This window comes from Synechococcus sp. PCC 7335, assembly GCF_000155595.1.
GTDB lineage: Bacteria > Cyanobacteriota > Cyanobacteriia > Phormidesmidales > Phormidesmidaceae > Phormidesmis.
The window spans coordinates 157,997-182,717 of record NZ_DS989906.1 but is presented as its reverse complement, the minus strand read 5'-3'; the positions used below and the strand labels follow the sequence as shown (position 1 = coordinate 182,717).

The window sequence follows — 24,721 nt, the reverse complement described above, 5'->3', positions numbered from 1 at the left end:
GCCCTTCAGCTATCTCAAATAGAAATTCTTATAAATCCCTCTACATGTCTAAGATCTCTGTCGAAGTTTCCACTTCTATTAGCCTTATTCCCCTCCGACGTTCCAATTACATTGCTTCCTCTTGTGTAATTTCTCACGATGCCAATATGGTTAGAAAACCTATCTCCATCCCAATCAAAAGTAAGAATATCTCCTCTCTTAGGTATAAAGCCTTCTTTTGGAAACCAGTATCCTTTCCTCCTTGCCCAGAATTTCCACGATTCGACAAGGGCCATCGTTGCCCAAAACTCGTTCGGTTGTATAGGTACTTGTATTCCAACCTCGCGACAGCAATAATACACGAATGCTCCACACCAGTCATAAAATACTTTAGCTGTGCCGATCTGGCCAAGATTATTCATAGGCTCTCGAAATATCTCTAAATATTTTTCAGCTTCACTAGTAGGACTAGTCCACTGGAGATCACGGTTAGCTTCTCTCTCTGCAAAGTTTCCTAGTTCTTGAAGGATGCCTTGATCAGGTCTATTGACTAAGCCAAGCTCACCGCCAAGAGCACTCCAAGTTTCGGGTCCGACCTCTCCATCTATTGTAATACCTGCCTTTTGCTGAAACCTGGTAACAGCACGTTCAGTTTGAGTATTAAATTCTCCGTTTGTATTACCTGCCTCGAAGGCAAGCGCGTTTAATGCCCGTTGCAAGGCTTTTACATCTTCTCCAACAGAGCCTCTTCTGAGAATTCTTGAGAGAGAAGGAAGTTCAAACTCAGATGGATTTCCGCCAACCGGTTGCGATACTTTGTCTTTGTAACTCAGGTTCCAGGCCTGCCCTCTTTCGCCAACCCTAGGAATCCTCCAAACAGAAGAGCCAGGGAAACGAGCTAAGTATGACTGTAATTCACCGGCTGAGGACGGCGCTCTTGCGTCGCTTTCAGATCCCCAAATTGGGAGGATGGGCTTCTGTAGATTGAGATCTCTGTGAGCTTTCAAGCATGCTTGAACTTCATCTTCGTTAGTCGAAGCAAAACGAAATTTTTCAAAATAGATTTGAGGAAAAGCTAGATCGCAGTGCTGGTCTAATAGCTTCCAAGGAATATTAGGATGAAATTGGGGATGACCAAAGCTGGTATAGCCTAGTTTTCGAGACCCAATGTGCTGTCGTAATTGTTCTAACAAACTGCCTACGTAGGGATGAGTGTTTACATTTTCAGCTTCTGTCTCTATGTCTATGACATAGCCACTGATGCCGCAATCGAGAGCTTCTTGAATGGCAGACACTTGAGCAGTAATGTCTTGAGTTCCGTAGTGATAGCCCCATCCGTACACTTCTATGCCTTCATTGTTGAACCGCTCAATGATCTCTGATGTACATTGGAAACGCCAAAATTTAGGATTACTCTTACCGTCAAATACTTTTAGGTATACTCTCTCCACTCCACGTTCTTTCAGTTTTTCAAGATAGTTCCTGTCAATTTCTGAGAGTACCCAGATCCAAACGCCATTGGGATGAGACATAGCACTCCTGATTTAGTTGAATAAATATTCTTAAGCCGTTGTCGCGTATATTCTTTTTATGGAAGGCCGTATGTGGCCCAAAGTAGCGAAGCAGCGGAATGGGACAATTTAGTTCGTTTGTATTATTAAGCTAGCTGCGCGGATGGCAACTATTCAACGAGAAGATGCGGGTTACAGTCATTTTTGAGACTGAAAATCAGTAGTGTACTAGGGGTCGTGACAGCTACGCTTGCAGTACCCCTAGAACGGCTTTGAGACTGGCTTTTTGATAGACGCTGGGCATCAGAGAAATTAGGCTATACACTAGCCCTGGGGCGTGTCGAAGCATGGTTTTGATGACCGTCTTCTTAGTTTTACTACGCCCTTTCTTTCAGATTTTGGACCTCAACGCAACCCTTACTGAGATTGGTGCAAGATCTCAGATAAGGCATCGATCTCTACGCTCCCTTTTTTGTTCTCTAAGCCTTTCTTACTAAAGAAAATCTACCTGAACAATAAGATCATCAAAGTCCTGATCTCCTCCACTGACTAAATCTTCAAAACCAAAGGTGTTGTTACCGAACAGACGAACATGGTCAGCACTGTCTAAGTTTGCGCCTAAGAATGGAGTGTAGATAGCAGGATCGTTACTGGCATCCTCATCTATCAGTTCGTCAATCGTGCCGTCTACCACTATGAAAGGAGCCAAAATCTGACCTGCCTCTAGCGTCGTGGAAAATGTGCTGACTCCATTATTCAAAGAAGACAGTGAGAGCTCGGTGATCCGGTTCGCAAGGGCAGCTTGGACATAGTCTGTTGTGTTCTCTGGGTCGAAAACATTACCCTCGGAGTCTATGACTCTCCCTGTCAGGTCGTCGATGAGATAGAATCCCACCACGTTGTTAAAAGCAGCTTCTCTTTGAACCGTAAAGGTAGCCTCCGTAGCAGCCTCTAACTTCGTCAGGTCAAGGACCTCTGCTGAGGCACTGCCCTGCAAACCGGTCCCTATTCCTGTCGACTCTGCTAGCGAAGCCGTCATGTTGAGATCAGCTAGCGTTAGCTCTAGCCTACTCGTTTCATCAATCCGTTCGATGCCAGACAGTGACACCTGTCCGCTGCCAGTATGCAGAAACGTATCAACCGTTCCAGCACTAATCGAGAAAAACCTAACATAGCTGCCCTGCAAAAAAGAGCGCGTGCTGATAGCCTCGAAACGAGCTTCTACATCGGCATCTTCAGGAAGCGCAGAGAACAAAACAGAAGAACGAGCCATCGCTACAGCAAGGTAGCCTGCATCATCGGGAGAAAGGCCATCCATAGTGCCATTTGTATCATCTACGACAAAGCAGCCCACTTCTGAGTCAGCACTGAACTCATCTGCTGTGAAGTCGAGGGTAACAACATCTGCGCCATTCGCAAGGTCTTGAACTTTATTCCAGGCACTCTCAGCAACCTGTCTACCCAGCGCCCGACCGTTTAGATCGCCGTCTTCAAAGTGAATTCCACCATAGATGCGAGAGAGTCCTGCCTCGTCAGCAGCTTCTGTAAATGTATCCCAACTTAACGTAATCTCTTCTTTAGGAGTGAACAAATTCTCGAAGCGAGAAGTTCCGATATCAAAGGTGATCGAACTTCCAAAATCATCTTCGCCAGTGAATCGCTTTAGAATCTCTGCCCCCGCTGCGCTGAAAGAACTGTGACCGGAGGTATATTCTGCAAAGGGTGGAGAAGGATCTCCGTCAGGTGTCTGATAGGTAAGGAAATTGTTGGCTAGAATCGTTCTTGTTCCTTGAGCACTCCCACCCCAGGCTTCAATTACAAAGCCCTCTTCACCCGTGATTTCGTCTTTACCTACTGTGCCATCGTTTAGCAGTCCTAGCATGCCAAGTTCTCTGATAGCTCTAATCGGACGAACATAGTTATAGAAGACTTTTGCTTCCCAGGTTGCGACACCGGCATCAAAGATGGCATTACTAAGGCTAAGGAACATCAGCGCATCTTCATCTAGGCTATGACTATCTCTAGCAGAAACATACTCACCAAAGGTATGCCAAGTGCCGGGTGGGAAGGAGGTTCCCCCTGCATCTTCCCAAAATTCTGCAATCAGCTTTTGTATATCCGTCAGTGCTGCGCTAGCTCGTACAACACGCTCAGCTTGATCTATAAAGCGCTGATTAATGAACTTACCCGGCTCACCCGCCTTACCCACCATGTCAGCAGTGATGACTCTAGCCTCGCGCTCACCTGCTAAGGTGATTGTCCTAGACTCCAAATCGACGAAGGCATCGACTAGCAAGAATGGTTCGGGAGCTTCAGGTCTAAGAGCACTAGATGACTCTAGCGCAAAGGGTGTCACAACCGACCATTGCGGAGTCAGGAACATCTGCATACGACTCGAAGTGTTTGCAGATGATCCAGCACTAGGAATAGGGATCGTTTCTGGTGTCCATTTTTCGAGGTTCTGAATACTATCTACGTCTTTATTGACAGGCTCGTAGCCAGTAGTGTCTTCGTATCCATTGATCTGGTTTGACCCATCCGTACGGCGAAATGCCATTAAAGCTTCAGCAGAGAGGTTGCCAATACCAGCAGCAGTACTAGGGTCGACAGTTTTGTTGCCAGTGTTAAAGCCTAACTCAGTCATCAGGTTGTCAAACAGAAGACTGGTTTCCGCCTCCGGGAATAGTTCTAAGAGGACTCTATAGGCGGCAAAGCTCATGGCTTCAGTCTTGTTGGCATCAGTATGTTCTGAAGCAGGTCTTTGTAGACTATCGCCAGTTTGGGTAGAAACGGCATCAGTGCTGTATGCAGACCAGGCATCATACATGGCCGTATGCATGATGGCATAGGCACGCGACGCAATTGTAGGCCCGACGCCCGTATTGATGACGGCATTCTGTACGACGCGATCCCATCGAACTGAAACAGTCGGAGAGGCGTCTTCAACCGTGACAAATTGAGTTCTAGGGTTGAGAACGAGCTGAGGGTTAGTCATTAATTGAAGAAATACTAGATTCTTACCTGTTAGTTCAGAATTATTTAAGGATGCACCAGAATTTCGGTATCTACGCTCATTGGTTTCAGCAGCTTATTGCTTTTGCTCCTTGGCTGAAGCTGGAAAAAGCCACAGAGCTTACGTGATTTATGAAGTAATAATAAGCGTGAGAAAGAACAAGATAGCAAGCGTACCTTGTGAGACTTTGGTCAAGCTCTTATAAAGTTGTAGGCGCCTGGCCTTAGTAAAGCTTCTAACACAAAGTGTAAAAGACTGGTGTTATGAAAACCTCAATAAAAGATTTGTTAAACCTTTCCGTTGCTTCGTAGAAATAGCGAATTTGGATGCATTTAGAAGCTGAATCCGTCTTTTCTGTTAACTTTAGCTAAATGTATCTACTACACAGTAATTTTACAGAATGGCGATGATATTATCGCACCGCGTGCATCAAATTGTCTTTATTAATTAGCGCTATCCTCAATACTCAATTGACTTTAAGCAATCTTAAAGCAATTAAGTTGTTGAGGACTAATCTCTCTCTCAAAGTCAGTATAGAAGAGTATCTAAGTTGCCTGCCGAAACTAGGCAACTTAGATACTCAGTAATCTTCTGTCCATATCTGACCAGAACAGTTGACCTCATTCTTCGTCTTGAGGCCCTCTTGTTTCGTATGCGTTGTTCTATTTAATCTCCTATTGACCTGAACTATGTCTTCTTCAGAACTTAGCGCTTTCCCAGTCGCTCTTTTTCAGACTGCGCCTCAGACTATCTTTCCCGACCAGGCACTTCTCACCAGTTTTGATAACAATCTGGGAAACGCTATAGGTTCTGCTTTCTTAGAGAGTCTTGTTCAAAATCCATCGCTGGAGGGCTCTGATGAGAATGAAACTCTCGTGGGTACCAGCAACCTAGATCTGGCCATTCTAGGCAGGGGCGGGGATGATGTTGTGGCTGGATTCCTGGGCAATGATCTCTTGATGGGAAATCTTGGTCAAGATGTCATCCGCGGTGATTCCAATTCTCAGAGCTCTGGTGGCACCATTGGTGGCGATGACCTGCTGTTTGGGGGGGACGGGGACGATCGCCTTGGCGGGAAGGCAGGAAATGACTGGCTGCTCGGTAATAAAGGGCAAGACGCGCTGTGGGGGGATCATGGCGATGATGTCTTCTTCGGAGGTGAAGGAGACGACATCCTAACGGGTGACGATTATTCGGGTGGTACAGGCGCTGACATCTTTGTACTAGCACCAGGATATGGAACAGATACGATTACTGATTTCGGAAACGGCGGGGATCGCATTCTCCTGCTTGGCGGCCTGACATTCGAAGATATAGATTTTCAGATAGTAGGCAAAGATACACTAATCCAATTTGGCAGCGAAACATTAGCCATTGTGGAGGGGAGGATAAATCTATCATCAAGTGATTTTATTACTCCTCTGGTACAGCCCCCACTGGCTATTATAGCTAGTTTGGTGAACGATACTGGTACTAGCGCGCTAGATGGCATAACCTTTGATCCCACTATCGAAGGTGCTGTGAGCAATAGTGACGGTGTTGCTTCTTTAATTGCTGGATTCAGTTCTCAGGCTATCGAAGACTTCGTTGATGTTAGTTCTGCACTCCAAGGCGATCGCTTTGTCTTGGACAGGTCGATTCTGGAGGCGATTAACGGTGCGCCCCTCACAGATGGACCACAATCCCTAACGCTACTGGCAACGGATCCATCAAGCAATGAATCTAGTGCGTTTGATCTAGCATTTACTTTAGATACTAGCTTTAGCTCATTGACCCTTGAATTGGGAACTGGTTTTGATTCTGGTGTAGTTGGCGACCAGCAAACAACGTTTGAAGCCGTTACTCTTGCTGGACAGACAGAGCCGAATGCCCAAATAGAGTTAGTCGAATCTGGGCTGACATTGAATGCTGATGGCAGCGGTCAGTTTTCTTTTGCTGATGTTGCGCTAGTACTTGGCGAAAATGTCTTTACAGTTGCTGCAACTGATGTCGCTGGAAACGTTGCGACGATATCTAGGACGATCTCTCGCATTCCTACCGATGCGAATGCGCCTGTCATTTCTATTGAGTTGACAGATGATACGGGTGTTGGCAGTAGCGACGGTATAACCCGTGTGCCAGAACTGCAAGGTAGCGTAAGAGATACAGATGCTATCGTCCGGTTTGGCGCTCGCTTTGATGGAAGCGATAGCTTTGTAGATACCTTGCCTCAGCTGGAATCAGACGACGGTTTTGGTCTAGACCAGGCTCAATTAGAAGATATTTTGGGTGCAGCGTTAGTTGATGGAGCTTACACCCTAAGTTTAGAGGCCGAAGATGCGTCCGGGAATGTTGGTCAATTCTCTATCAGCTTCACGTTAGATACAGCTTCAGCGCCACTGACTCTCAGCCTGTCGCCTGATTCGGACAGCGAGCCTGTAGGGGATGATGAAACAACAAGTGCCTCGGTGACTTTGATAGGCCAGACAGAGCCCGCAACAAACGTCACCCTGAGCGGCCCTGATACTACAGCGCTTGCTGATGAAACAGGACAGTTTGTTTTCTCGGATGTTTCTGTGGCCTTGGGTGAGAATTCCTTTACGGTCACAACGACTGATCAGGCAGGTAATTTGGCCACGGCGTCTGTAAGTATCACCCGCGTTGTCAGTGACACGGCTATTCCTGTGGTTGTAGCAGCGCTATCCAATGATACCGGTGTGAGTACTACAGATAGCATTACGGCAGCTCCGGTCATCCAGGGTAGTGTGACTGATGATGATGAAATTATTGCTCTAAGGGCAGGCTTTGAAGATTCTCCATCTTTTGATATTACAGATACGCTCCAGCCAGATGGAAGCTTCACGCTGACGGAAGATGTCTTAGAAGCGATCAATGGTCAGCCTCTTTCAGATGGGCCGTTGATTCTGAAGTTGCAAGCTGTGGATGCTTCTGGTAATGAATCAGCAGTTGTGGAAACAGCATTTACGTTAGATACAGTGAGGCCGTTTGTTTCTTTTGGAAGTGCAGTTAGTCCAGGAGATGCTTTTGTAGAACTCACTTTCTCAGAGCAAATAATTGATACATCGCTGAATGCTCAAAACTATACGGTAGCTATAACGACGGGACCTCGAAATGGGCAAACAATTGCGGTCAGTTCTGTTGAAACGATTGGTACTAACAGCATTCGCATAAATCTAGAAGAATCGATTGGTGCTGAGGGGTATGAAATAACGGTTGCTCCAGCGGTAACAGATACTGCGGGAAATGCTTTCTCCTTGTCATTAGATATTGCCTCGTCGTTGAATACAGTTGAGATTTCTCCTACAGATGGAGAGGAGATGGTAACGCTGACCCGTGAAGCGATCATTCGCTTCGACCAGCCAGTTGATCCTTCAACAGTGACCAAGGATGCAATAAAAGTGATCGCGCTAGGTCAAGAGGTTTCGGGCCGATTGGTGGTTAGCTCTACCGAGAAATTTGCTACTTTCTTCCCCGACGAGCCGTGGAATCCCAGCACTGAAGTGCGGATTCGGGTAGATGGAAGTCAAATTATCGGTCGGGATGGTGTCGCGATAGATGCGGACAATAACGGTGTTCCAGGCGGGGTGCTAACGGCTGATTTTAGAACGTTACCAATCACCCGAATTCCAGATACTGACGTTTTTGGATATGTGTTTGATTCTTATAACAAGAATCCAGACGGTTCGGATATTCCGTTAGAAGGGGTAGAGATTCGGCTTGACGCGCTGCCAGAAGTGGTGGCGGTGACGGATGAAAGCGGGTACTTCATTTTAGAAGATGTTCCTGCACCAGATTTTTACGTATACATTGATGGTTCTAAGGTCGAGGATGTGCCTGAAGGGGTTCGCTATGCAAGCTTGGGCAAAGCCTTCCACAGCCTGCCTGGAGAAGCTACGGAACTATCAATGGATGGTGAGACTTTTAGCGTTTATCTCCCAACGATGTCGAGAGAAGATATTACAGCGCTATCTAGTGCTGAAGATGTAAATGTTGGATTTGGACCTAACGCACAAGCATTTCTAGAACAGGAGTTCCCTGATGTTGACCCAGATGTATGGCAGAGAACTCAAGTAACGTTTGTGGCAGGCTCTGCTCAGGATGATCAGGGTAATGAGGCGACGCAGGCAATGATAGTACCTGTTAACCCTAACCGCCTACCTGCTCCATTGCCACCGAACGTAGATCCACAGCTAGTGATTTCGATACAAGCTGGTGGAGAAAATGGGTTTAATCGTGAGGAAAATGGAGGCGCAACGAATTTCGATGTGCCTGCTCCCATCCAGTTTCCTAACCTAGATGGCCTATCACCTGGAGAAAAAGGTCTACTGTGGACATTTAATCACGATGCTGGTGATTGGGAAATTATTGGGACTGGGACAGTGACTGAAGACGGTCTGTCTATTGTTTCAGATGAAGGAGTTGGAATTAGGGCACCAGGTTGGCATTTCGTAGACTCCTCCGCACAGCACGGTGAAATGGCTAGAAGAAACGACTGCGAAGGGCTTGGTGGTAGGACGATCAACTCAATAAATGAAGCAGGGACAGCAATTCTATCGACGATCTCGTTTGCGACTGGAATGATTGATCTTGTTCCTTGGGAAACTGTAGGAGCTACTGGCGGCTCTATCGCAGGCCCACCAGGAACAGCCCTTGGAAGTTTAGTAGGATCAATTACTGATCAAAGCCTTAATACTATTTCGCTACTAACAGGTCTCGCCGCCGACCTACTTAGAGAGGAACAACTACAAGATGCGACTTTAGCCCAGTTAGCAGCAGTCTATGTAAATCTTGAGGTTGGATGGATACCTGGTGTTGGATGGGTAGCGACTAACGCCGCAGATGTTGCCGCTGCCGCAGTTGCTTGGGATAGCTATTCGTGGAGGGATGAGTTGAATCGATTGACTGCTAGTCCAGAATTTCTTATGGACCTTGCAGATTGCGTAGGACAAGAGTTGTCAGAAGTCGCAATTACTGTAGGTGAAGCATTAAAGGAATGGGGTGACACACTAGAAGATGTTGGGAGTCGTATAGTAGATGGAGTCGTTGAAGCTGGGGAGAATGTCATTGATTTTATGTTTGAGCTTGGGGCACTTGTAGCTGAAGAGACGAAATCTTTGTTTAATGAAGAAGGAGGACTTGACAAAAGTCCCGAAGAAGCACAGAGAGCTCAACAAATTACAACTGCTTTATCTTCTAATCAAATCTCTGCTCTTATACCCTCTCTTCAGAAAGCTCAAAAATCTCTAGAGTATCTTGAAAGTTTCGGGCAAGCAAGTATAAGAGATATTGTCGAGCAGGACAGAGCTAAAGTAGAAGAATTTGGCAAAAGACTAAAGTCATTGTTTGAGTCAGCGTCAGCACCCGTTTCAGACGGCTTCTACTCGGTTCAGACTCTCGCTGGTGACGTGATCTCACGAGGAAGATTAGACCAAAATGGTTCGTGGAATTCGGCGTTCTCAGAAGATTCCGTTTTTGAGGTTTTCTACTATGACCCGCAAACTAATCTGAGCTGGCAAGATTACTTTAGTACGAGTTCTTCTGGGATAGAATCAAACGCCATTCGGTATATTTTCAAACAGGACAATACTGATAATGATGGTGACGGTTTGTCTGATTCTGGAGAGCAAGCAATAGGGACATCCCCAGATAATCCAGACACTGATGGAGATGGAATTAATGATTTAGCTGAAATCAAACAGGGACTGGATCCTTTAGGAGAAAGAGGCTTCCCTACTGGCATAATATCTAATTTACCCCTTCAAGGTGAAAGTCAAGAAATTACTATCGAAGGCTCTACACTAAATTCAGAAGAGCAGACTGCTTATATTGCCACGGGTTCTTATGGATTAGCTATTGTGGATGCCTCTCAATTTGACAGTCCGATTTTACTTGGCCAAATTGACTTGCCTGGAGATAGTTCAGATATAGACATTTCTTCTGATCTACCACTTGCGGCGGTAGCGAGCAAGGCTGGTGGGCTGCATCTTGTCGATGTATCTGATCCAATGCTGCCAAGGTTGAGAGAAACAATTAATATTTCAGCTGAACAAGTCGAAGTAAACAACGGAATCGCCTACGTTTCGTCTCGCAACACGCTTTATGCTGTTGATTTGCTGACTGGAGAAAATCTTCAGTCGCTGACGCTTCCAGGTTCTGGTGTAGTGACAGGATTAGCACGAGAAGGAGATACTCTATACTCTTACGTCAGCGGGTCAGACATTCTCTCCGTTATTGACATCTCAGACCCAGAAGCCGCCACTGTGCTTGGTCAAGTTAATTCTTCAATTGCATCTTCGACTGTAGATGTTTTTGCTGCGAACGACGTCGTGTATCTAGCAGGAAGTGGATTGAGAACGTTTGATGTATCTGATCCTAGTGATCCACAATTGATTAGTGATGCTGATAATTTCTTTACAGCTCGCGGAATTACGCTAAATGGCTCTGGGCTTGGGCTGATTGCAGCGGAAGGGCAAGGAGTTAACGTCTACAGCACAGCTAATCTGCAAAACACCGACGCATTCTTGACACCATTCGATACTCCTGGCTTTACATACGATGTGGCTATTGCCTCAGGTATTGCTTATGTCGCTGATGGTTCAGCAGGTCTACAAGTGATTAACTACAGGCCCTTTGATAACCAAGGTCAAACCCCAACTATCAGCATTAGCTCTACCACTCCTGATCTAGACAACAGCACTTCTGGAGCGCAAATTTTGGAAGGTTCTAGGATTACGATCACAGCAGATGTAGTAGACGATGTTCAAGTTCGTAATGTAGAGCTGCTGCTGAATGGAGAAGTAGTAAGAAATGACGTATCTTTCCCATTCGATGCGCTGTCCGCAATTGCACCAAACATCACAGCAAATCGCAATACTGTTTCTATCCAGGTCCGCGCAACAGACACTGGCGGAAATAGTACTTTGTCTAACGAGCTTATCTTCAATCTCGTTGAAGATACTTTTACTCCAAGCATCGTAAGTACTAATCCTGTTGACGGCGGCGCAGGAGTCAACGTCTCACGCATTAAGCTACGCTTTGATGAAGAAATTAATACATCTCTCCTGAATCTATCAGGTTTTACATTGACGAACTTAGGCACGGATGGATTGATTGGTGGTGGAGACGATGCAGCAGTGGATGTTCAATCATTTGACGCGACTTCTGCTAAACGTCTCTTATTGTTTCCAAAGGAAGTATTGGAAGAAGGAACTTACCAGCTTTCAATAGCTCCTGAAATGATTGCGGATAACGCAGGTAATACACTGACGGAAGCAGTTGAACTATCCTTTTCCGCCACTATAGATCCAGGAGAAACACTCGATGATGCCCTTAACATCGGTTTCCTCGGCAAAACACAAATACTAGAAGATTTTGTTAGCGAAGCCGACCCGATAGACTTCTATCAGTTTACCTTGGCTGAGAGTAGTGATGTCAGTCTTGGTCTGACTGGTCTTGGCCCAGAACCTGCACAGCTACAGATTGTTGCTGATGTCAACGGCGATGGTGTCTTCCAAACGAATGAGATTATTGAAGACGACACTATCAACAACTCTTCTGGCTCGATAGATGACCGCTTCATCAACACTGCGCTCTCAGCCGGGACTTACTTCGCTCGTGTCCTAACTTCGTTCCCCTATCAGAATACTGGCTACACGCTCAGTGCCCAGGCAACTGCTCGCGGTGATATTAGTGACCCTGGCAACACCTACGACACGGCCTTAGACATCGGTACTTTGAGTGCGCTGCAAACCTTCGGCGGTAGCGTTGACCCGACAGACCGCGACGACTTCTACCAGTTCACCCTGACTGAGAGTAGTGATGTCAGTCTTGGTCTGACTGGTCTTGGCCCAGAACCTGCACAGCTACAGATTGTTGCTGATGTCAACGGCGATGGTGTCTTCCAAACGAATGAGATTATTGAAGACGACACTATCAACAACTCTTCTGGCTCGATAGATGACCGTTTCATCAACACTGCGCTCTCAGCCGGGACTTACTTCGCTCGTGTCCTGACTTCGTTCCCCTATCAGAATACTGGCTACACGCTCAGTGCCCAGGCAACTGCTCGCGGTGATATTAGTGACCCTGGCAACACCTACGACACGGCCTTAGACATCGGTACTTTGAGTGCGCTGCAAACCTTCGGCGGTAGCGTTGACCCGACAGACCGCGACGACTTCTACCAGTTCACCCTGACTGAGAGTAGTGATGTCAGTCTTGGTCTGACTGGTCTTGGCCCAGAACCTGCACAGCTACAGATTGTTGCTGATGTCAACGGCGATGGTGTCTTCCAAACGAATGAGATTATTGAAGACGACACTATCAACAACTCTTCTGGCTCGATAGATGACCGCTTCATCAACACTGCGCTCTCAGCCGGGACTTACTTCGCTCGTGTCCTAACTTCGTTCCCCTATCAGAATACTGGCTACACGCTCAGTGCCCAGGCAACTGCTCGCGGTGATATTAGTGACCCTGGCAACACCTACGACACGGCCTTAGACATCGGTACTTTGAGTGCGCTGCAAACCTTCGGCGGTAGCGTTGACCCGACAGACCGCGACGACTTCTACCAGTTCACCCTGACTGAGAGTAGTGATGTCAGTCTTGGTCTGACTGGTCTTGGCCCAGAACCTGCACAGCTACAGATTGTTGCTGATGTCAACGGCGATGGTGTCTTCCAAACGAATGAGATTATTGAAGACGACACTATCAACAACTCTTCTGGCTCGATAGATGACCGCTTCATCAACACTGCGCTCTCAGCCGGGACTTACTTCGCTCGTGTCCTGACTTCGTTCCCCTATCAGAATACTGGCTATACGTTTGCGGCTCAAGCTACGGCAACAGGCAGTAGTACGACTGATCCTGGCAATGACATAAATGGGGTACTGAAAGCGTAGACACTGTTGGCGAATTCAAGAAGTGCTTACCAGTTGTGGCCGTAAGACTCGCCTGAAGCGAGATACGCCTATGTATAGGACACTGTTGGCGAACCAAATCTTCAACGCTGAACCGACGAGTTTTCGTTAGTCTAGGACAGAAGCTGAGAATGAATTTACTGGGTTTGAGCGGCTATTGTGGAGTTCGCCAACAGTGTCGTATAGAATCGGAACAATTTTGTCCTTTAAGGCTACATCCATTGATATATAGAGGTTTCAGAGCCTAAGATTTTATTCTCGCCTTGCTCAAATATAGGTTCAGGCGTTGTATAAAAAGGCTGAAATACTTGATGTGCAGGGGACATAGCGTTTCTTCAGTCAGCAGCCGCTGGGCTAAAGTCATAGTTTGCTGCTACAGAGACCTCCTAATACTCTGTAGCAGAAATACCCTGTCATCGTAGTCTTCAACCTCATCAACTATGGCTACAAACCTAGCTGCTCGGAAGGGTTTCTCTGGTTTAGCAGTGGTCTGAAACAACGGTACGAAAACGCCTCCGCACGAATTAGATTCGCTTCCTCAATTGCTATCCAATCAAGCCGCCAGTCCGTTCCGTAGCAAGCTATTAACTTCGGCAAAATATGATGGTGCCGCCAGCGCTGTCTTAGGTTCTTAGTCTGGCCAACGTAAACCACTTCGTCACGGTGCCATATCCGGTAGATTGCGCTGATAGCCGGTAGATTCAATAAGTTAGTCATCGTTCTCAGCTGCCTGATCCATCGCTACCCGCTCAGGTGAAAAGGTAAGGCCCTTTAGTTCGGTTTTCTTTGCGCTACGCTGCTTCTCAGCCAACGACTCTAACTCTGTCACTTTGATTCCTAGCCACTCGCCGTCACGACGCAATCGCTTGAGTACATACTCCCACGCTTTTCTGGTTCTAAAGTCTCGGTTCTTCGATAGCGTTGGGTACTGCTTTTTAAGCGCAGGTGTCGTAGCTGCACCTGAGATGGCGTAGCACTCCTGCTTGATCGCAATCAGCTTCATCTGCTTAAGACTGACAGCTTGGTTAGTAGAAGTCTTCTTCTTAGCCATTGAAACGCTTCTCTAGTGCGTCTAACTTATCTTTTGAGGTAGCTTTGTAGATCGCTTGCACTTGCTGACGTACTTCTGGGCTAGCAGCTTCTATCGCTTTTAGAACAAGGTCACGCTGACGGCGATAGCGCTCGTTCCACGACTTGTACATAGTCTGAGAACGCTTCAGGGTTTTGGTCGCTTCATGAATCATCGCTAGATCCACACCGGAATCTAGCCCTAGTAGCTCTGCCAAAGAGCGTGCAAACTTGGCAAACGGCGTATTGCTTCTACCTTGAATTAGCTCTATATTCTCATCTCGCAAGGCTTTAATAATGACATCGGCGGCACCTTGGACAGCTGCTTTGTTCTCCTTCGGCGTTACGTTACCGTACTGCTGGCGATACTGCTCTAACAGCGCCTCGTAGTTAGTCGCTCTATGACGCAGGAAATTAAAGGCTTGACGACGATTGTAGCCATCAGGCACTTGGGCTAGTAATTCGGGCTTAGTCAGTCTGACCGAACTTCTTAGGGTTTGCGCTGTCGTTTGCTGAGTAACCATCTATGTTCTTTTCAATATCACGCGAATCTTACTTCACACCATTGAAAGCTCATAGCAGCTCTGCAGATGGAACAAAGATAGATTCTATATTTCCTTACCCATGTTCTAACTTAGAAGCAACGCTAACGTCCATAGCCTATGTCAGTTAAGACTAGAAGCTTCAATCGTTCTTGATGCAAGCTAAACAATTCAGTATGCTCTCTTCTTTCTAGAAAAGTTTCTTGTATCTGCACTCACAGTATCTGCACTCACAGGTTCATCCTGTTTCTACACAACCGGAGAAGCATTGACATGATGGGACTTCAGGCTTAGAAGCCGAATTTTTTCAACTCTATGCACGGGTCAATTTCAAGACAGATTTATTGAGTAGGTGCTATCTGCTCAGCTTATGCAATCGTACTCAACCCTATGAGCAACCGTTGTCTCTCGATCCGTTGGCTCATCACTGCTTGATAGTCTGAAGCGCTCTCTTTTTCTTATGTAACTTTAATGATTTTGAGAAAGACTATAAGTTACATAAGATATTGTTCCCGACCGACGGTTGGGGGTTGGTTAGTAACTAGATGGCTAGACAATCTTGGTATGTGATCGCCTCGGCGTTTGGATAGGCTTCGCTGACATTCTTCTATAGCAGGGGTATGCGACCAGTCGAAAACAGTTTGTAGCCAATCGCCATCACTATGAAGGCTAGAAAGAACTCCCATAGGCTAGTCGGATTCAGGATAGCTCGGCTGCTTATGAAGACGGCTAAGATACCAAGGGCAGTCGATACCCAACCAATCTCCTTAAACTCACTGGGTAGAAAGACTAGCGACAGCACGCCGATTGCTAGAAAAAAGATAGATGCGTCAGCGGCGATTCCTCGCCACCAGTACGGATAAACATTAGTCGTAAACAAGATGTTGTTGCCTAGCAGATAGATGCTGAACATCAGTAGGCCAAAGCCGATTAGCTTAACAAAGAAGCGCATGGTAAGTGGGGGGAATAGAGTGTCTCGCTCTTAGAACACCCATCTGCGCAGAAAAGGAAAACCATTGTGTAAACAAAACCTAGTCACCTCGATACATCGAGTCGCTCTCCCTTCAGGCTGTGGTCGCAAGAGTCGATCCTTGTATTGCAGGCAGTGGGCATAATAGGGGCACTACCGACTCCAAACAATGGCTACGCTCATTCCCTCCTACCACAGTACTGCCAGCCGAATGACCTCTGGAGAACGGCGGCTAGCACAGCGGCTAGAAGCGAATCTCGAAGACGACTACCTGCTCTGGTACGACGTGCCAGTCGGCTTAAAACGTCTGTATCCCGACTTCATCATCTTGCACCCTTCACGCGGCATCTTTGTCCTAGAAGTCAAAGACTGGAAACTGAACACGATTCAATCTGTTGATCCCAGAAGTTGTGAGATTGCTACCCCCTCTGGCCTTAAGAAGGTGGTTAACCCACTACACCAAGCTAGGAACTACGCACTAGCTATCTGTTCGATGCTGGAGAAAGATGAGGCGCTGGTACAGATGGCAGGCCGCTACCAAGGCAAGCTCTCTTGTCCCTATGCCTATGGCGTGGTGCTACCCAACATTACCCGTCGTATGTTCGACTCACAGCCCGCCCTGGCTCAGGTCATAGACGCTCATCTGGTCATCTGCAAAGACGAGATGACGCAGAGCGTTGATGCAGGTACCTTTCAAGAGCAGCTCTGGGCCATGAGCCACTACAACTTCGGCAGCTCCCTAACCGCTGAGCAGATTGATCGCGTTCGCTGGCACCTCTACCCAGAGCTGCGCATTTCGACTAAGCCGCTCTCGTTCTTTGACGAGCAACTGGAAGAGAGGCTGCAAACCGCCATTCCTCAAGTACTCAAGGTCATGGACTTACAGCAAGAGCAGCTCGCTCGCAACCTCGGTAAGGGCCATCGAGTGATTCATGGTGTAGCTGGTAGTGGCAAGACGTTGATTTTGGCCTATCGCTGTCAACATCTAGCGCAGACAAATCAGTCAGTGCTCGTACTTTGCTTCAACGTGGCGCTAGCCGCTAAGTTAAGATCGCTCATCGTGAACGAGAACCAAAGCCAGTGCGTTACGGTGCGTCATTTCCACGGATGGTGTCTAGATATGCTCAAACGCTACGGTATCGCACGTCCAGATGCCAGACGCTACAGAGGTGTCGAGTACATCAGGAAGCTAGAGCAAGCTGTTATTGCCGCTGTTGAAGCAGGTCATATTCCTCAAGGTCAGTATGGCGCGGTGATGGTGGACGAAGCTCATGACTTTGCTCCCGAATGGCTGAAGCTAGTCGCGCAGATGGTGAATCCTGCCACCGATTCACTGCTCGTACTTTACGATGATGCTCAGAACCTCTACAGCAAACGGGCTAGTCGTCAGTTCAGCTTCAAAAGTTTGGGTATCAAAGCGCAGGGTAGAACCACGATTCTGAAGTTGAACTACCGCAACACTGCTCAGGTGCTGAGGCTGGCCTATGAGTTTGCTAAAGAGATGATGCCACCGACGAGCAGCGTTGATGAAGACAGGCCACCGTTGATAGTTCCTGATAGTGCAGGGCGCGAAGGCCCAGAGCCAGAGTTGGTAAAGTGCGCGAATTACAAAGCGGAGATCGCTTATATTGCGCAAAGAGCCCAAGCGCTTCACGAGAGCGGTATTCCTTGGTACGAGATGGCCGTCGTCTACCGCACCAACTGGATGGGAGAACAAGCACTTGCCGAGCTACAGCAAGCGGGTATCCCAGTAGCTTGGCTCAATCAAAACAGCAGCAGTCGTAACTATGACCCGCTATGCCCAAGTGTCAAACTGATGACGATGCACAGTAGTAAAGGGCTAGAGTTTCCAGTCGTCTTTATTCCTGGATTAGGCTTTCTGCCTAACCGGACGGGAGATGTTGGTGACGAAGCGCGTTTACTGTATGTGGCGATGACGCGGGCAATTGAGCGGTTGATGCTAACAGGCGATCGCAGGTCGGAGTTTGTGGAGCGACTGAAGGAAGCCGCACAAAGGACCGCAATCACATCAATCATATAAAGCGAACTGGCATCGTCAAGTTGTCTAGATTTGACTGTGAATTGCTGATTTTAAGAAGCTTCATCTATGACTAATCCTTACCGGGGCACCGCTTCCCATCTGAAACCATCAGCTACTGCGTCTGGCTGTATCACACCTTCCCACTAAGCTTGCGTGACATCGAGAAAATGATGCTTTATCGGGGTGTCATGGTCACCTACGAAGCGATCAGAGGATAGTGTCTAAAGTTTGCTCAGGGCTATGCTAACTAGATTCGCAAACAAGGGCCAGACGTAGGATGTTTGGGTTGCAAGAGGTAGTTGATGCCTGTGCAAGAGAGCATATCAATTGGAGAAGCGATAGGAGCTGCGTTCCCCTCTATGCCAGTCGCCATTGCGAGCACCTCCCGAGAGGATGTTCGAGACACGGTTTCGAGCCTTTAGATACTGACTTTTGGGCATGTTCTCTTTGAACAAAGCGGACATCACCTCGGCAATCTTGAAGTCCTTCTTCGGCTCTTGTTCGAGGACTAACTGTACGGCATCAGGTAGCGAATAGCCTTTCATGGCAGGAAGCAGATACTTTTGCCAATTCCCTGCGCGTCCGTCTTTCTTCCGCTTCGTGCTTTTGGCCTTGGTAGCTTTTTTAGTTCTAGTCGCTTTCTCAGTCTTCTCTTCTGGTTGTTGAACAGTAGGGGAAGCAGTCTCTTCATCAGTGAGGTCATCTTTTGCTTCAGTGGCAGCAGGTGAAGCATCAAACATATCGATGACTGAGAGAATAGCCTTTCGCTTCTCTCGTACTATCGATAGTTGCTGTTCGATAGACGCTGCTTCAGCTTCTAACTTGGAACTGACAGTTTTGAGCTGGGGTAATACTGTGGCCGACATCTAAATAAGTGTTGCTTTTCCGCTCTTATAGTAGCAACATGATTAGCGAATAAGAACTAGATACCATCCCTATAGTCATGTGATCGCTCTATTGAGTCAAAAACGCGAAGTCTCGAACACACCGAGATGGAGAAGCCCGCACTGTAGCTTTTGAGTTTATCTGTGATGATGACTCTGGGTGCAAAGCCGGTTGATTTGAGTAGTTTGCGGAAAAATCTGTACGCAGCGGCTGTGTTACGACGGCGCTGCATCAGGATATCGAGCACTGTGCCATGCTGGTCAACGGCGCGCCACAAGTAGAATTGCTCACCCTTGATGGTGATTACCACTTCATCAAGATGCCACTTATCACCGGTTTTGAGCCGCTGCTTACGGATTTTATTGACATAGCTCTGAGCGAATTTGAGACACCACCCTCTGATCGCTTCATAGGTGACTGTGACATCGCGATAAAGCATCATTTTTTCGATGTCACGAAAGCTTAACGGAAACGTATGGTACAGCCACACGCAGTAGCTGATGATTTTGGCTGGGAAGCGATGGCCACGGTAGGGATTAGTCATGGATGCAGCTTCCCAAAATCACCGGTATACGGTCAAGCTTCGCTAAGTTGACAAAGCCGTTATTTGTTACCCATGAATAACCTTCCCCGTTATTATAAGCAATTAGCCCGCGACACCGATTCCACAGTTTTTCTTCTCGAAAGTCAGTTTAGATGCTCACAAAGTCCTCTAAACCAACGATATTAGTATCAACATTCGAGAGACTGGCTAAAGTTTTACGGTTGTATCGAATCAGCGTGTTATTCCCACTAGCAATAATGTCTAAATCTTTGAAAGTTAGACCATTCGACAGACCTAGAAAATCAAACCCATCTCTGTAGTCTAAAATGTTGTCCTGACCTTGATTTAAAGCTAAGACAAAGACATCGTGTCCATCATTGCCTCTCAGTGTATCTTGGCCTTTACCACCATTAAGGATATCGTCTCCAGCATCACCATTTAGTGTATCTTGGCCTTTACCACCATTAAGGATATCGTCTCCAGCATCACCATTTAGTGTATCTTGGCCGTTGCCACCATTAAGGATATCGTCTCCAGCATCACCATTTAGTGTGTCTCGACCGTTGCCACCATTCTTAATGACCTTAGAATTAGCAGCATCCTTTATGCCACCCAAGTTATCAAGAAATCTTCTCGAGCTTTGACCATTAATTGTTTCAATAAACCCAGAACCAGCAGAACCATTCTCGTCAAAGAATTCTTCAATAACAATACTGCTTTTCTGTTGCTTGTCAAGATAAATGATAAAATCTTTCTCCTGACGTTTGTAATCATTGCTGGTGATTAACATATCTTGAATAACTAGGCTGTCATCGCCTCCTTTATCAAGGATTACACTGCCATCAGAACTTTTTCTTAGAGTAATAGTATCGTCACCCACATTGGTTGTGATAATATCAGCACCTCCGAACCCATCGACAGTGTGGTCTCCGATATCGAATTTGAATTTGTCGTCCTTAGCGGTACCAGTAATATAAAACTCTTCAAACCCATATAACCTGGCCTCCAATTTATTGTTCTGATATAACAGAATGCTATCACCTATATAATCAATAAACTCTAATCCAGTTGTTGTTTTCAAGTCTGAGAAATTGCCGATGTACTTATCTTGGCCTTCTCCAGAATTGATAATATCGAAATTTTCATTAGTGAGGAGAATAGCACCAATTTGTATAGAGTCATTTCCGGAACCAGTGTAAACCTTGTGAGCATTTTCAAAATTTGCAAGGCTGGAAGCATTGTAAACAAGCTGATTCTCGCTATTGCTGAGGTCTAACAGCACATCGCTGTTGGCATGACTTAGATCGATCTCTATAGTGTCGAAACCAGCACCACCATCAAATTTTTGATAAGAGTTTGTTAACTCAAACTGATCGTCAAAACGGGTTCCCGTAATTTCAAAACGCTCAACATCATTTAGACGCCACCTTAATTTGTCATTGTGGTAGAGCAAGTGGCTTCTACCAAGATAACGGGAAAGATTAATTCCTGTTGATGTTTTGAAGGCATCAGTTAGATCTGATTTAAAGGTATCAATTCCATCACCCATCCCAATGATACCGAAATCATTAGTTTGTAGTAGTGCTTTATCGATTTGAATGGAGTCGTTACCAAGGCCCGTAATAAGATGATCAACCCATTCAAAATTGTACAAAGCAGATGAACCGTAGGAGATTTGGTTTTCTTTACTAGATAAGTTAAATTCAACATTTTCCGTGGCTTCGCCTAAGGAGAGCGAAATAGTATCCATGCCACTGTGCCCGTCAAAAACATTAGTTGAATTGTTTAGAGTAAATTCGTCGTTATAGGTAGTAGCAGTGATATCCAAACGCTCGGTGAAATAAATACGAGCTTCTAATCTTGGTTCCGGGGAAGATACTAAATAGCCGTTATGTCCGTAGGGGTCTAGAACAATGCCGATGGGCTTTTTAGCATCAAACACATAGGTATCGTATCGCCCTATATAAGTATCAAAACCATCGCCACCATTAATGACATCAAAACTATTGTTATCTAAAATATTTACATCAACCCGTATGGTGTCGTCCCCTTCCTGACCGTAAAGACTTGCTTTTCCAGAATAGCGATATATAAAGTCGTCGCCCGCGCCGCCTTTAACGGTGCGCGTATTATCATCTAATACCGGCAAGAATTCACCACCATCATTAAATGGCAAGATGTCAAATCCTAGACGATTCGCCTCGTCTAATGTTGATATCCAATCTTTTAGCAAAAATTCTTTGGCATCGTTATCATTCATGTTCGCAATACTACTGCCATAGAGGAAAGGGTTCACCTTATGAAGTTCATACTCATCTGCTGTATTGAGATCTATGAATAACTGATCTAATGTCGGGTCATAAGAATCGCGGTGAATCAGATCAACGGCATAGGCATTACCACCTTCCACCTCATAAGTTTTTAGTTGTGTGACAACGCCAGAGCGCAATGCTTCTTCAGCTGTATCAAAGGAACGACGACCTGTAACATCGGAAATGAACACCATTTTTTCGTTATGGTGGCCATATTCAAAATTATTGATAATTAGCGGTTTCCCACCCACATATAACGATGCAAGCTCGATATTATCTCTAGCACCGCGTCCCATTTGTTCAGATAGTCCGCGATTTCCTCCATCTTTTTCATAAGAAAACTGACTAATAAACAATCCTGTATTCGGGTCCAGTGACACGCTATGATAAGAGCGTGGGTCTTTATTCTCAACAAGATCGAAAACTAGGCCACCAGCGACTTGGCCAATAAACCCACCGATGCCAGGTAATAAAAAGTTGCCTACTACACCTCCAACAGTAGAGCCTAAATTCGTTAACTGTACATCGCTCCAGGCAGCATCTAGATAACTAAACAATTGGCTAGTAGCAAAAGAGGCGATGCTGCCTTCAAAGACATTTATAATTTCACCAGTAACAGCCTCCGTTGAAAGGCCCAGTTTCGCACCATCATGAATTCCGAGATATTTTTGCATATATTGCTTAGCAAGTCTTGCATCGCTCGGCAGCACTGTGGTAGCAATTTCACCTAATAAAGAATTTGTTACCCCTGTCACAATCGTACTTGTTAAAAAATGACCTAGCGGATCTTCAATATCAAAAGTTTCGTTAAAAACGTCGACAATAGCATTAGTAACAAAGGTTGTAGCAGTTTGAGTAATATTGTTGTAAATGCGTTGGTAGGCTTGTTGGGCTGGCAGGGGTAAGCCAGCTGCCTGATAGTTGACATAATCTCCTAAATAGCTACCAACGGTCTTAACCGAAGCTTGCGTAATTATTTGCGTTGCAATCTCTTCATTCCCGTAGTAATAAGCTAACTTTGCTCCCAAGCTAGCCCCCATATTGCCAAAATGGGTAATAGTTTGATAATACTCTCGCTCTAAATCACCTCGTTCCAATAGTTTTATCTCATCTACATCTAAAAAATTAGCAATATTTTCACTTGGAGGGATAAGAAAGGCTTCGAGAGATTTAGCATAGGCGTTCAGAGCCATCAAAGCAGCAGACAACTCGATACTTTCAGATCCGTACAAGGTTTTGTTTAAACTTTCTACTGAGTCGGATTTTCCATCCGCCGCTTTATCCTTATTAATGATATCTTGCATCGAAGAAATATCGTGCCCTGAGCTACCTTTTTGGACATAACGATTTTTTGATGCTAAATGTAGTATTTCTTGTGTTCCAGTAAAACCCAGATCATTAACCAAATAAGAAATTGTCTTTCGTTCAATCCCCGACTCGATATGATACTTATCGACAGCATAGAGGTGGTTGGGATGGTTTGCATAGTCAGGAAAGATATTGATGGCTCTACTGCGAGCATATAGCTCTAGATCTTCTGCTGTTGTATTGACCTTAGATAATATCTGTTCGTTAAGGTAATTAGGATTGTCTAAATCATCCAATACATCTTGATGAGTATTGTTATTATTTAACCGAATAGGGGCATCATCAAGCCTATTGACAATTTCCTTAAGTGCGTTCTTAACCTTCACTGCATCTTTGGCATCCAACTCTTTTGTGCGCCACGCCCACCGGTCCAAATTTATATTCATACTGCCTCATTCAGTAAAAGTGATCCAGCTATTTTCTACAGAAATTCTACATTCTAGATTCTGAAAACTGAAGGTATAGTCAATATCAATTAGGGGATGGTTAAAAACAGGGTGACACTTTGGTGTGATCAGCTCGTCTAAAACTTGGTCGTCATCTTCCCCTACGATCACCCTCATGAGTCCAGCTCTTTCTATTGCCGCCAGCCTCTCACCTGATGATCGTCAAGATATTGGCATCCAGGTGCTCGGAGGATACTGTCAGCCCTGAGTAGCCAAAATAAAGGATTCGGCCAGCTGATAGGCTAGGTGCGATCAGCTCTACCTCTACCTCATGGATTGTCCGCATTGCCACTCGCCTCATATCTCGCAGCTCCAGCGCAAAACCCATCTAGGCTATACCATGTTTCGCTGCAAACGCTGTCGCCGGACGTTCAATCAGCGCACAGATACGCCATTTAATTTTGTGGAAGTCCCAACAGACATTATCTTCCAGGTGTTGCTCTGCCGCGTCCGCTATAAGCTCAGCTATCGGGATGTGGCTGAGTTCTTTTTGCTTAGAGGCTTTCAGTTTACCCACGAAACTGCAAGGGATTGGGAGGAACGTTTCCTACCTCATTTTACAGAGCAGATTAGAACAAAGCGAAAGGGCAAAGTCGGCAAATTATGGATGATTGACGAGACTTACGTGAAAGTCTGTGGGCAGTGGTGCTACCTCTACCGAGGCATTGATGAAGATGGCAATCTGGTAGACGTTCGCCTTAGCAAAACTCGCGACATGGCTGGCACCAAAGCCTTCTTTGCTCAAGCCATCGATCTGCACGAGGACGCTCCTGACAAGGTCGCGACCGATGGCTTAGCATCTTACCCACGGGCGATTGAAGAAGACTTAGGTGAGAAAGTTCAGCATGAAGTCCGCCCCTGCACAGCCAATCCAGTTGAACAAAGTCATCGGCGCATCAAACACCGCTATTATCCAACCCTGGGGTTCGGTGAGTTTGAGGCTGCGCAGAGATTTTGCAGAGCAGTCGATGAAGTTGGCAACTTCCTGAGGCCTCGTAGCCGAATGGCAGAATTCGTGTGCCTTGACGATCGCAGAGCGCAGTTACTGAAGGGAGTTGAAGAATTGGAAGATCTGTTCCAAGCTTCCTAAACAGAAATAGGGGTAGGTGCGATCACACTAC

12 protein-coding genes and 2 pseudogenes are annotated in these 24,721 nt (G+C 46.1%); 4 read left to right on the top strand and 10 right to left on the bottom strand.

From position 1 onward, the window contains the following. Positions 1–14 precede the first annotated feature (14 nt). Together S7335_RS23980 and S7335_RS26460 are read right to left on the bottom strand one after the other, a co-directional pair. Positions 15–1,511 (bottom strand): peptidoglycan-binding protein, encoded by a 1,497-nt coding sequence (locus S7335_RS23980; protein WP_006458697.1) that lies wholly within the window; start codon positions 1,509–1,511, stop codon positions 15–17. Positions 1,512–1,983: 472 nt separating this feature from the next. Then, complete coding sequence (locus S7335_RS26460) at positions 1,984–4,485, bottom strand: DUF6851 domain-containing protein (RefSeq protein ID WP_006458665.1); 2,502 nt, start codon at positions 4,483–4,485, stop codon at positions 1,984–1,986. Positions 4,486–5,192: 707 nt separating this feature from the next. Here S7335_RS26460 and S7335_RS23970 point away from each other — a divergent pair. Next, a complete protein-coding gene (locus tag S7335_RS23970; protein WP_006458659.1) occupies positions 5,193–13,406 on the top strand; it encodes an Ig-like domain-containing protein in 8,214 nt (2,737 codons plus the stop codon). A 462-nt stretch (positions 13,407–13,868) separates the two neighbouring features. On the opposite strand, the gene S7335_RS23965 is transcribed toward S7335_RS23970, so the two are convergent. The 4 genes from S7335_RS23965 to S7335_RS23950 form a co-directional block, all read right to left on the bottom strand. After that, a complete protein-coding gene (locus S7335_RS23965) occupies positions 13,869–14,141 on the bottom strand; it encodes a GIY-YIG nuclease family protein (protein WP_050766052.1) in 273 nt (90 codons plus the stop codon). Further along, positions 14,134–14,475: a hypothetical protein gene (locus tag S7335_RS23960; RefSeq protein ID WP_006458555.1), complete on the bottom strand. Its 342-nt coding sequence runs from the start codon at positions 14,473–14,475 to the stop codon at positions 14,134–14,136. Before S7335_RS23960 ends, S7335_RS23965 begins: the two co-directional genes overlap by 8 nt. After that, positions 14,468–15,016, bottom strand: a complete 549-nt coding sequence (locus S7335_RS23955; RefSeq protein ID WP_006458602.1) for a hypothetical protein — start codon at positions 15,014–15,016, stop codon at positions 14,468–14,470. Before S7335_RS23955 ends, S7335_RS23960 begins: the two co-directional genes overlap by 8 nt. A gap of 625 nt (positions 15,017–15,641) precedes the next feature. Then, on the bottom strand, positions 15,642–15,986 hold the full coding sequence (locus tag S7335_RS23950; RefSeq protein WP_006458531.1) for a hypothetical protein: 345 nt from the start codon (positions 15,984–15,986) through the stop codon (positions 15,642–15,644). Between the two features lie 187 nt (positions 15,987–16,173). On the opposite strand from S7335_RS23950, the gene S7335_RS23945 reads away from it, so the two are divergent. Both S7335_RS23945 and S7335_RS29635 read left to right on the top strand, forming a co-directional pair. Further along, positions 16,174–18,045: a DEAD/DEAH box helicase gene (locus tag S7335_RS23945; protein WP_006458552.1), complete on the top strand. Its 1,872-nt coding sequence runs from the start codon at positions 16,174–16,176 to the stop codon at positions 18,043–18,045. A gap of 107 nt (positions 18,046–18,152) precedes the next feature. Continuing rightward, a pseudogene (locus S7335_RS29635) lies at positions 18,153–18,257 on the top strand (IS6 family transposase); the annotation flags it as partial. Positions 18,258–18,368: 111 nt separating this feature from the next. Here S7335_RS29635 and S7335_RS23940 read toward each other — a convergent pair. From S7335_RS23940 to S7335_RS28645, 4 genes and pseudogenes are all read right to left on the bottom strand, one after another. Further along, on the bottom strand, positions 18,369–18,911 hold the full coding sequence (locus S7335_RS23940; protein WP_006458609.1) for a hypothetical protein: 543 nt from the start codon (positions 18,909–18,911) through the stop codon (positions 18,369–18,371). Between the two features lie 137 nt (positions 18,912–19,048). Continuing rightward, positions 19,049–19,474, bottom strand: a pseudogene (locus S7335_RS23935) (IS6 family transposase); the annotation flags it as partial. Between the two features lie 148 nt (positions 19,475–19,622). Then, positions 19,623–23,540, bottom strand: a complete 3,918-nt coding sequence (locus tag S7335_RS23930) for a calcium-binding protein (RefSeq protein ID WP_038020068.1) — start codon at positions 23,538–23,540, stop codon at positions 19,623–19,625. A gap of 208 nt (positions 23,541–23,748) precedes the next feature. Further along, a complete protein-coding gene (locus S7335_RS28645) occupies positions 23,749–23,928 on the bottom strand; it encodes a hypothetical protein (protein WP_198011496.1) in 180 nt (59 codons plus the stop codon). A 12-nt stretch (positions 23,929–23,940) separates the two neighbouring features. Between S7335_RS28645 and S7335_RS23925 the strand changes: the two genes are divergently transcribed. Next, positions 23,941–24,690, top strand: a complete 750-nt coding sequence (locus S7335_RS23925) for an IS6 family transposase (protein WP_227500116.1) — start codon at positions 23,941–23,943, stop codon at positions 24,688–24,690. The last annotated feature ends 31 nt before the right edge of the window (positions 24,691–24,721 follow it).

Coding starts and splice junctions, on each gene's coding strand:
- S7335_RS23980 (WP_006458697.1), bottom strand. CDS start 1,511: ATGTCTCATCCCAATGGCGTTTGGATCTGGGTACTCTCAGAAATTGAC.
- S7335_RS26460 (WP_006458665.1), bottom strand. CDS start 4,485: ATGACTAACCCTCAGCTCGTTCTCAACCCTAGAACTCAATTTGTCACG.
- S7335_RS23970 (WP_006458659.1), top strand. CDS start 5,193: ATGTCTTCTTCAGAACTTAGCGCTTTCCCAGTCGCTCTTTTTCAGACT.
- S7335_RS23965 (WP_050766052.1), bottom strand. CDS start 14,141: ATGACTAACTTATTGAATCTACCGGCTATCAGCGCAATCTACCGGATA.
- S7335_RS23960 (WP_006458555.1), bottom strand. CDS start 14,475: ATGGCTAAGAAGAAGACTTCTACTAACCAAGCTGTCAGTCTTAAGCAG.
- S7335_RS23955 (WP_006458602.1), bottom strand. CDS start 15,016: ATGGTTACTCAGCAAACGACAGCGCAAACCCTAAGAAGTTCGGTCAGA.
- S7335_RS23950 (WP_006458531.1), bottom strand. CDS start 15,986: ATGCGCTTCTTTGTTAAGCTAATCGGCTTTGGCCTACTGATGTTCAGC.
- S7335_RS23945 (WP_006458552.1), top strand. CDS start 16,174: ATGGCTACGCTCATTCCCTCCTACCACAGTACTGCCAGCCGAATGACC.
- S7335_RS23940 (WP_006458609.1), bottom strand. CDS start 18,911: ATGTCGGCCACAGTATTACCCCAGCTCAAAACTGTCAGTTCCAAGTTA.
- S7335_RS23930 (WP_038020068.1), bottom strand. CDS start 23,540: ATGAATATAAATTTGGACCGGTGGGCGTGGCGCACAAAAGAGTTGGAT.
- S7335_RS28645 (WP_198011496.1), bottom strand. CDS start 23,928: ATGGGTTTTGCGCTGGAGCTGCGAGATATGAGGCGAGTGGCAATGCGG.
- S7335_RS23925 (WP_227500116.1), top strand. CDS start 23,941: ATGTTTCGCTGCAAACGCTGTCGCCGGACGTTCAATCAGCGCACAGAT.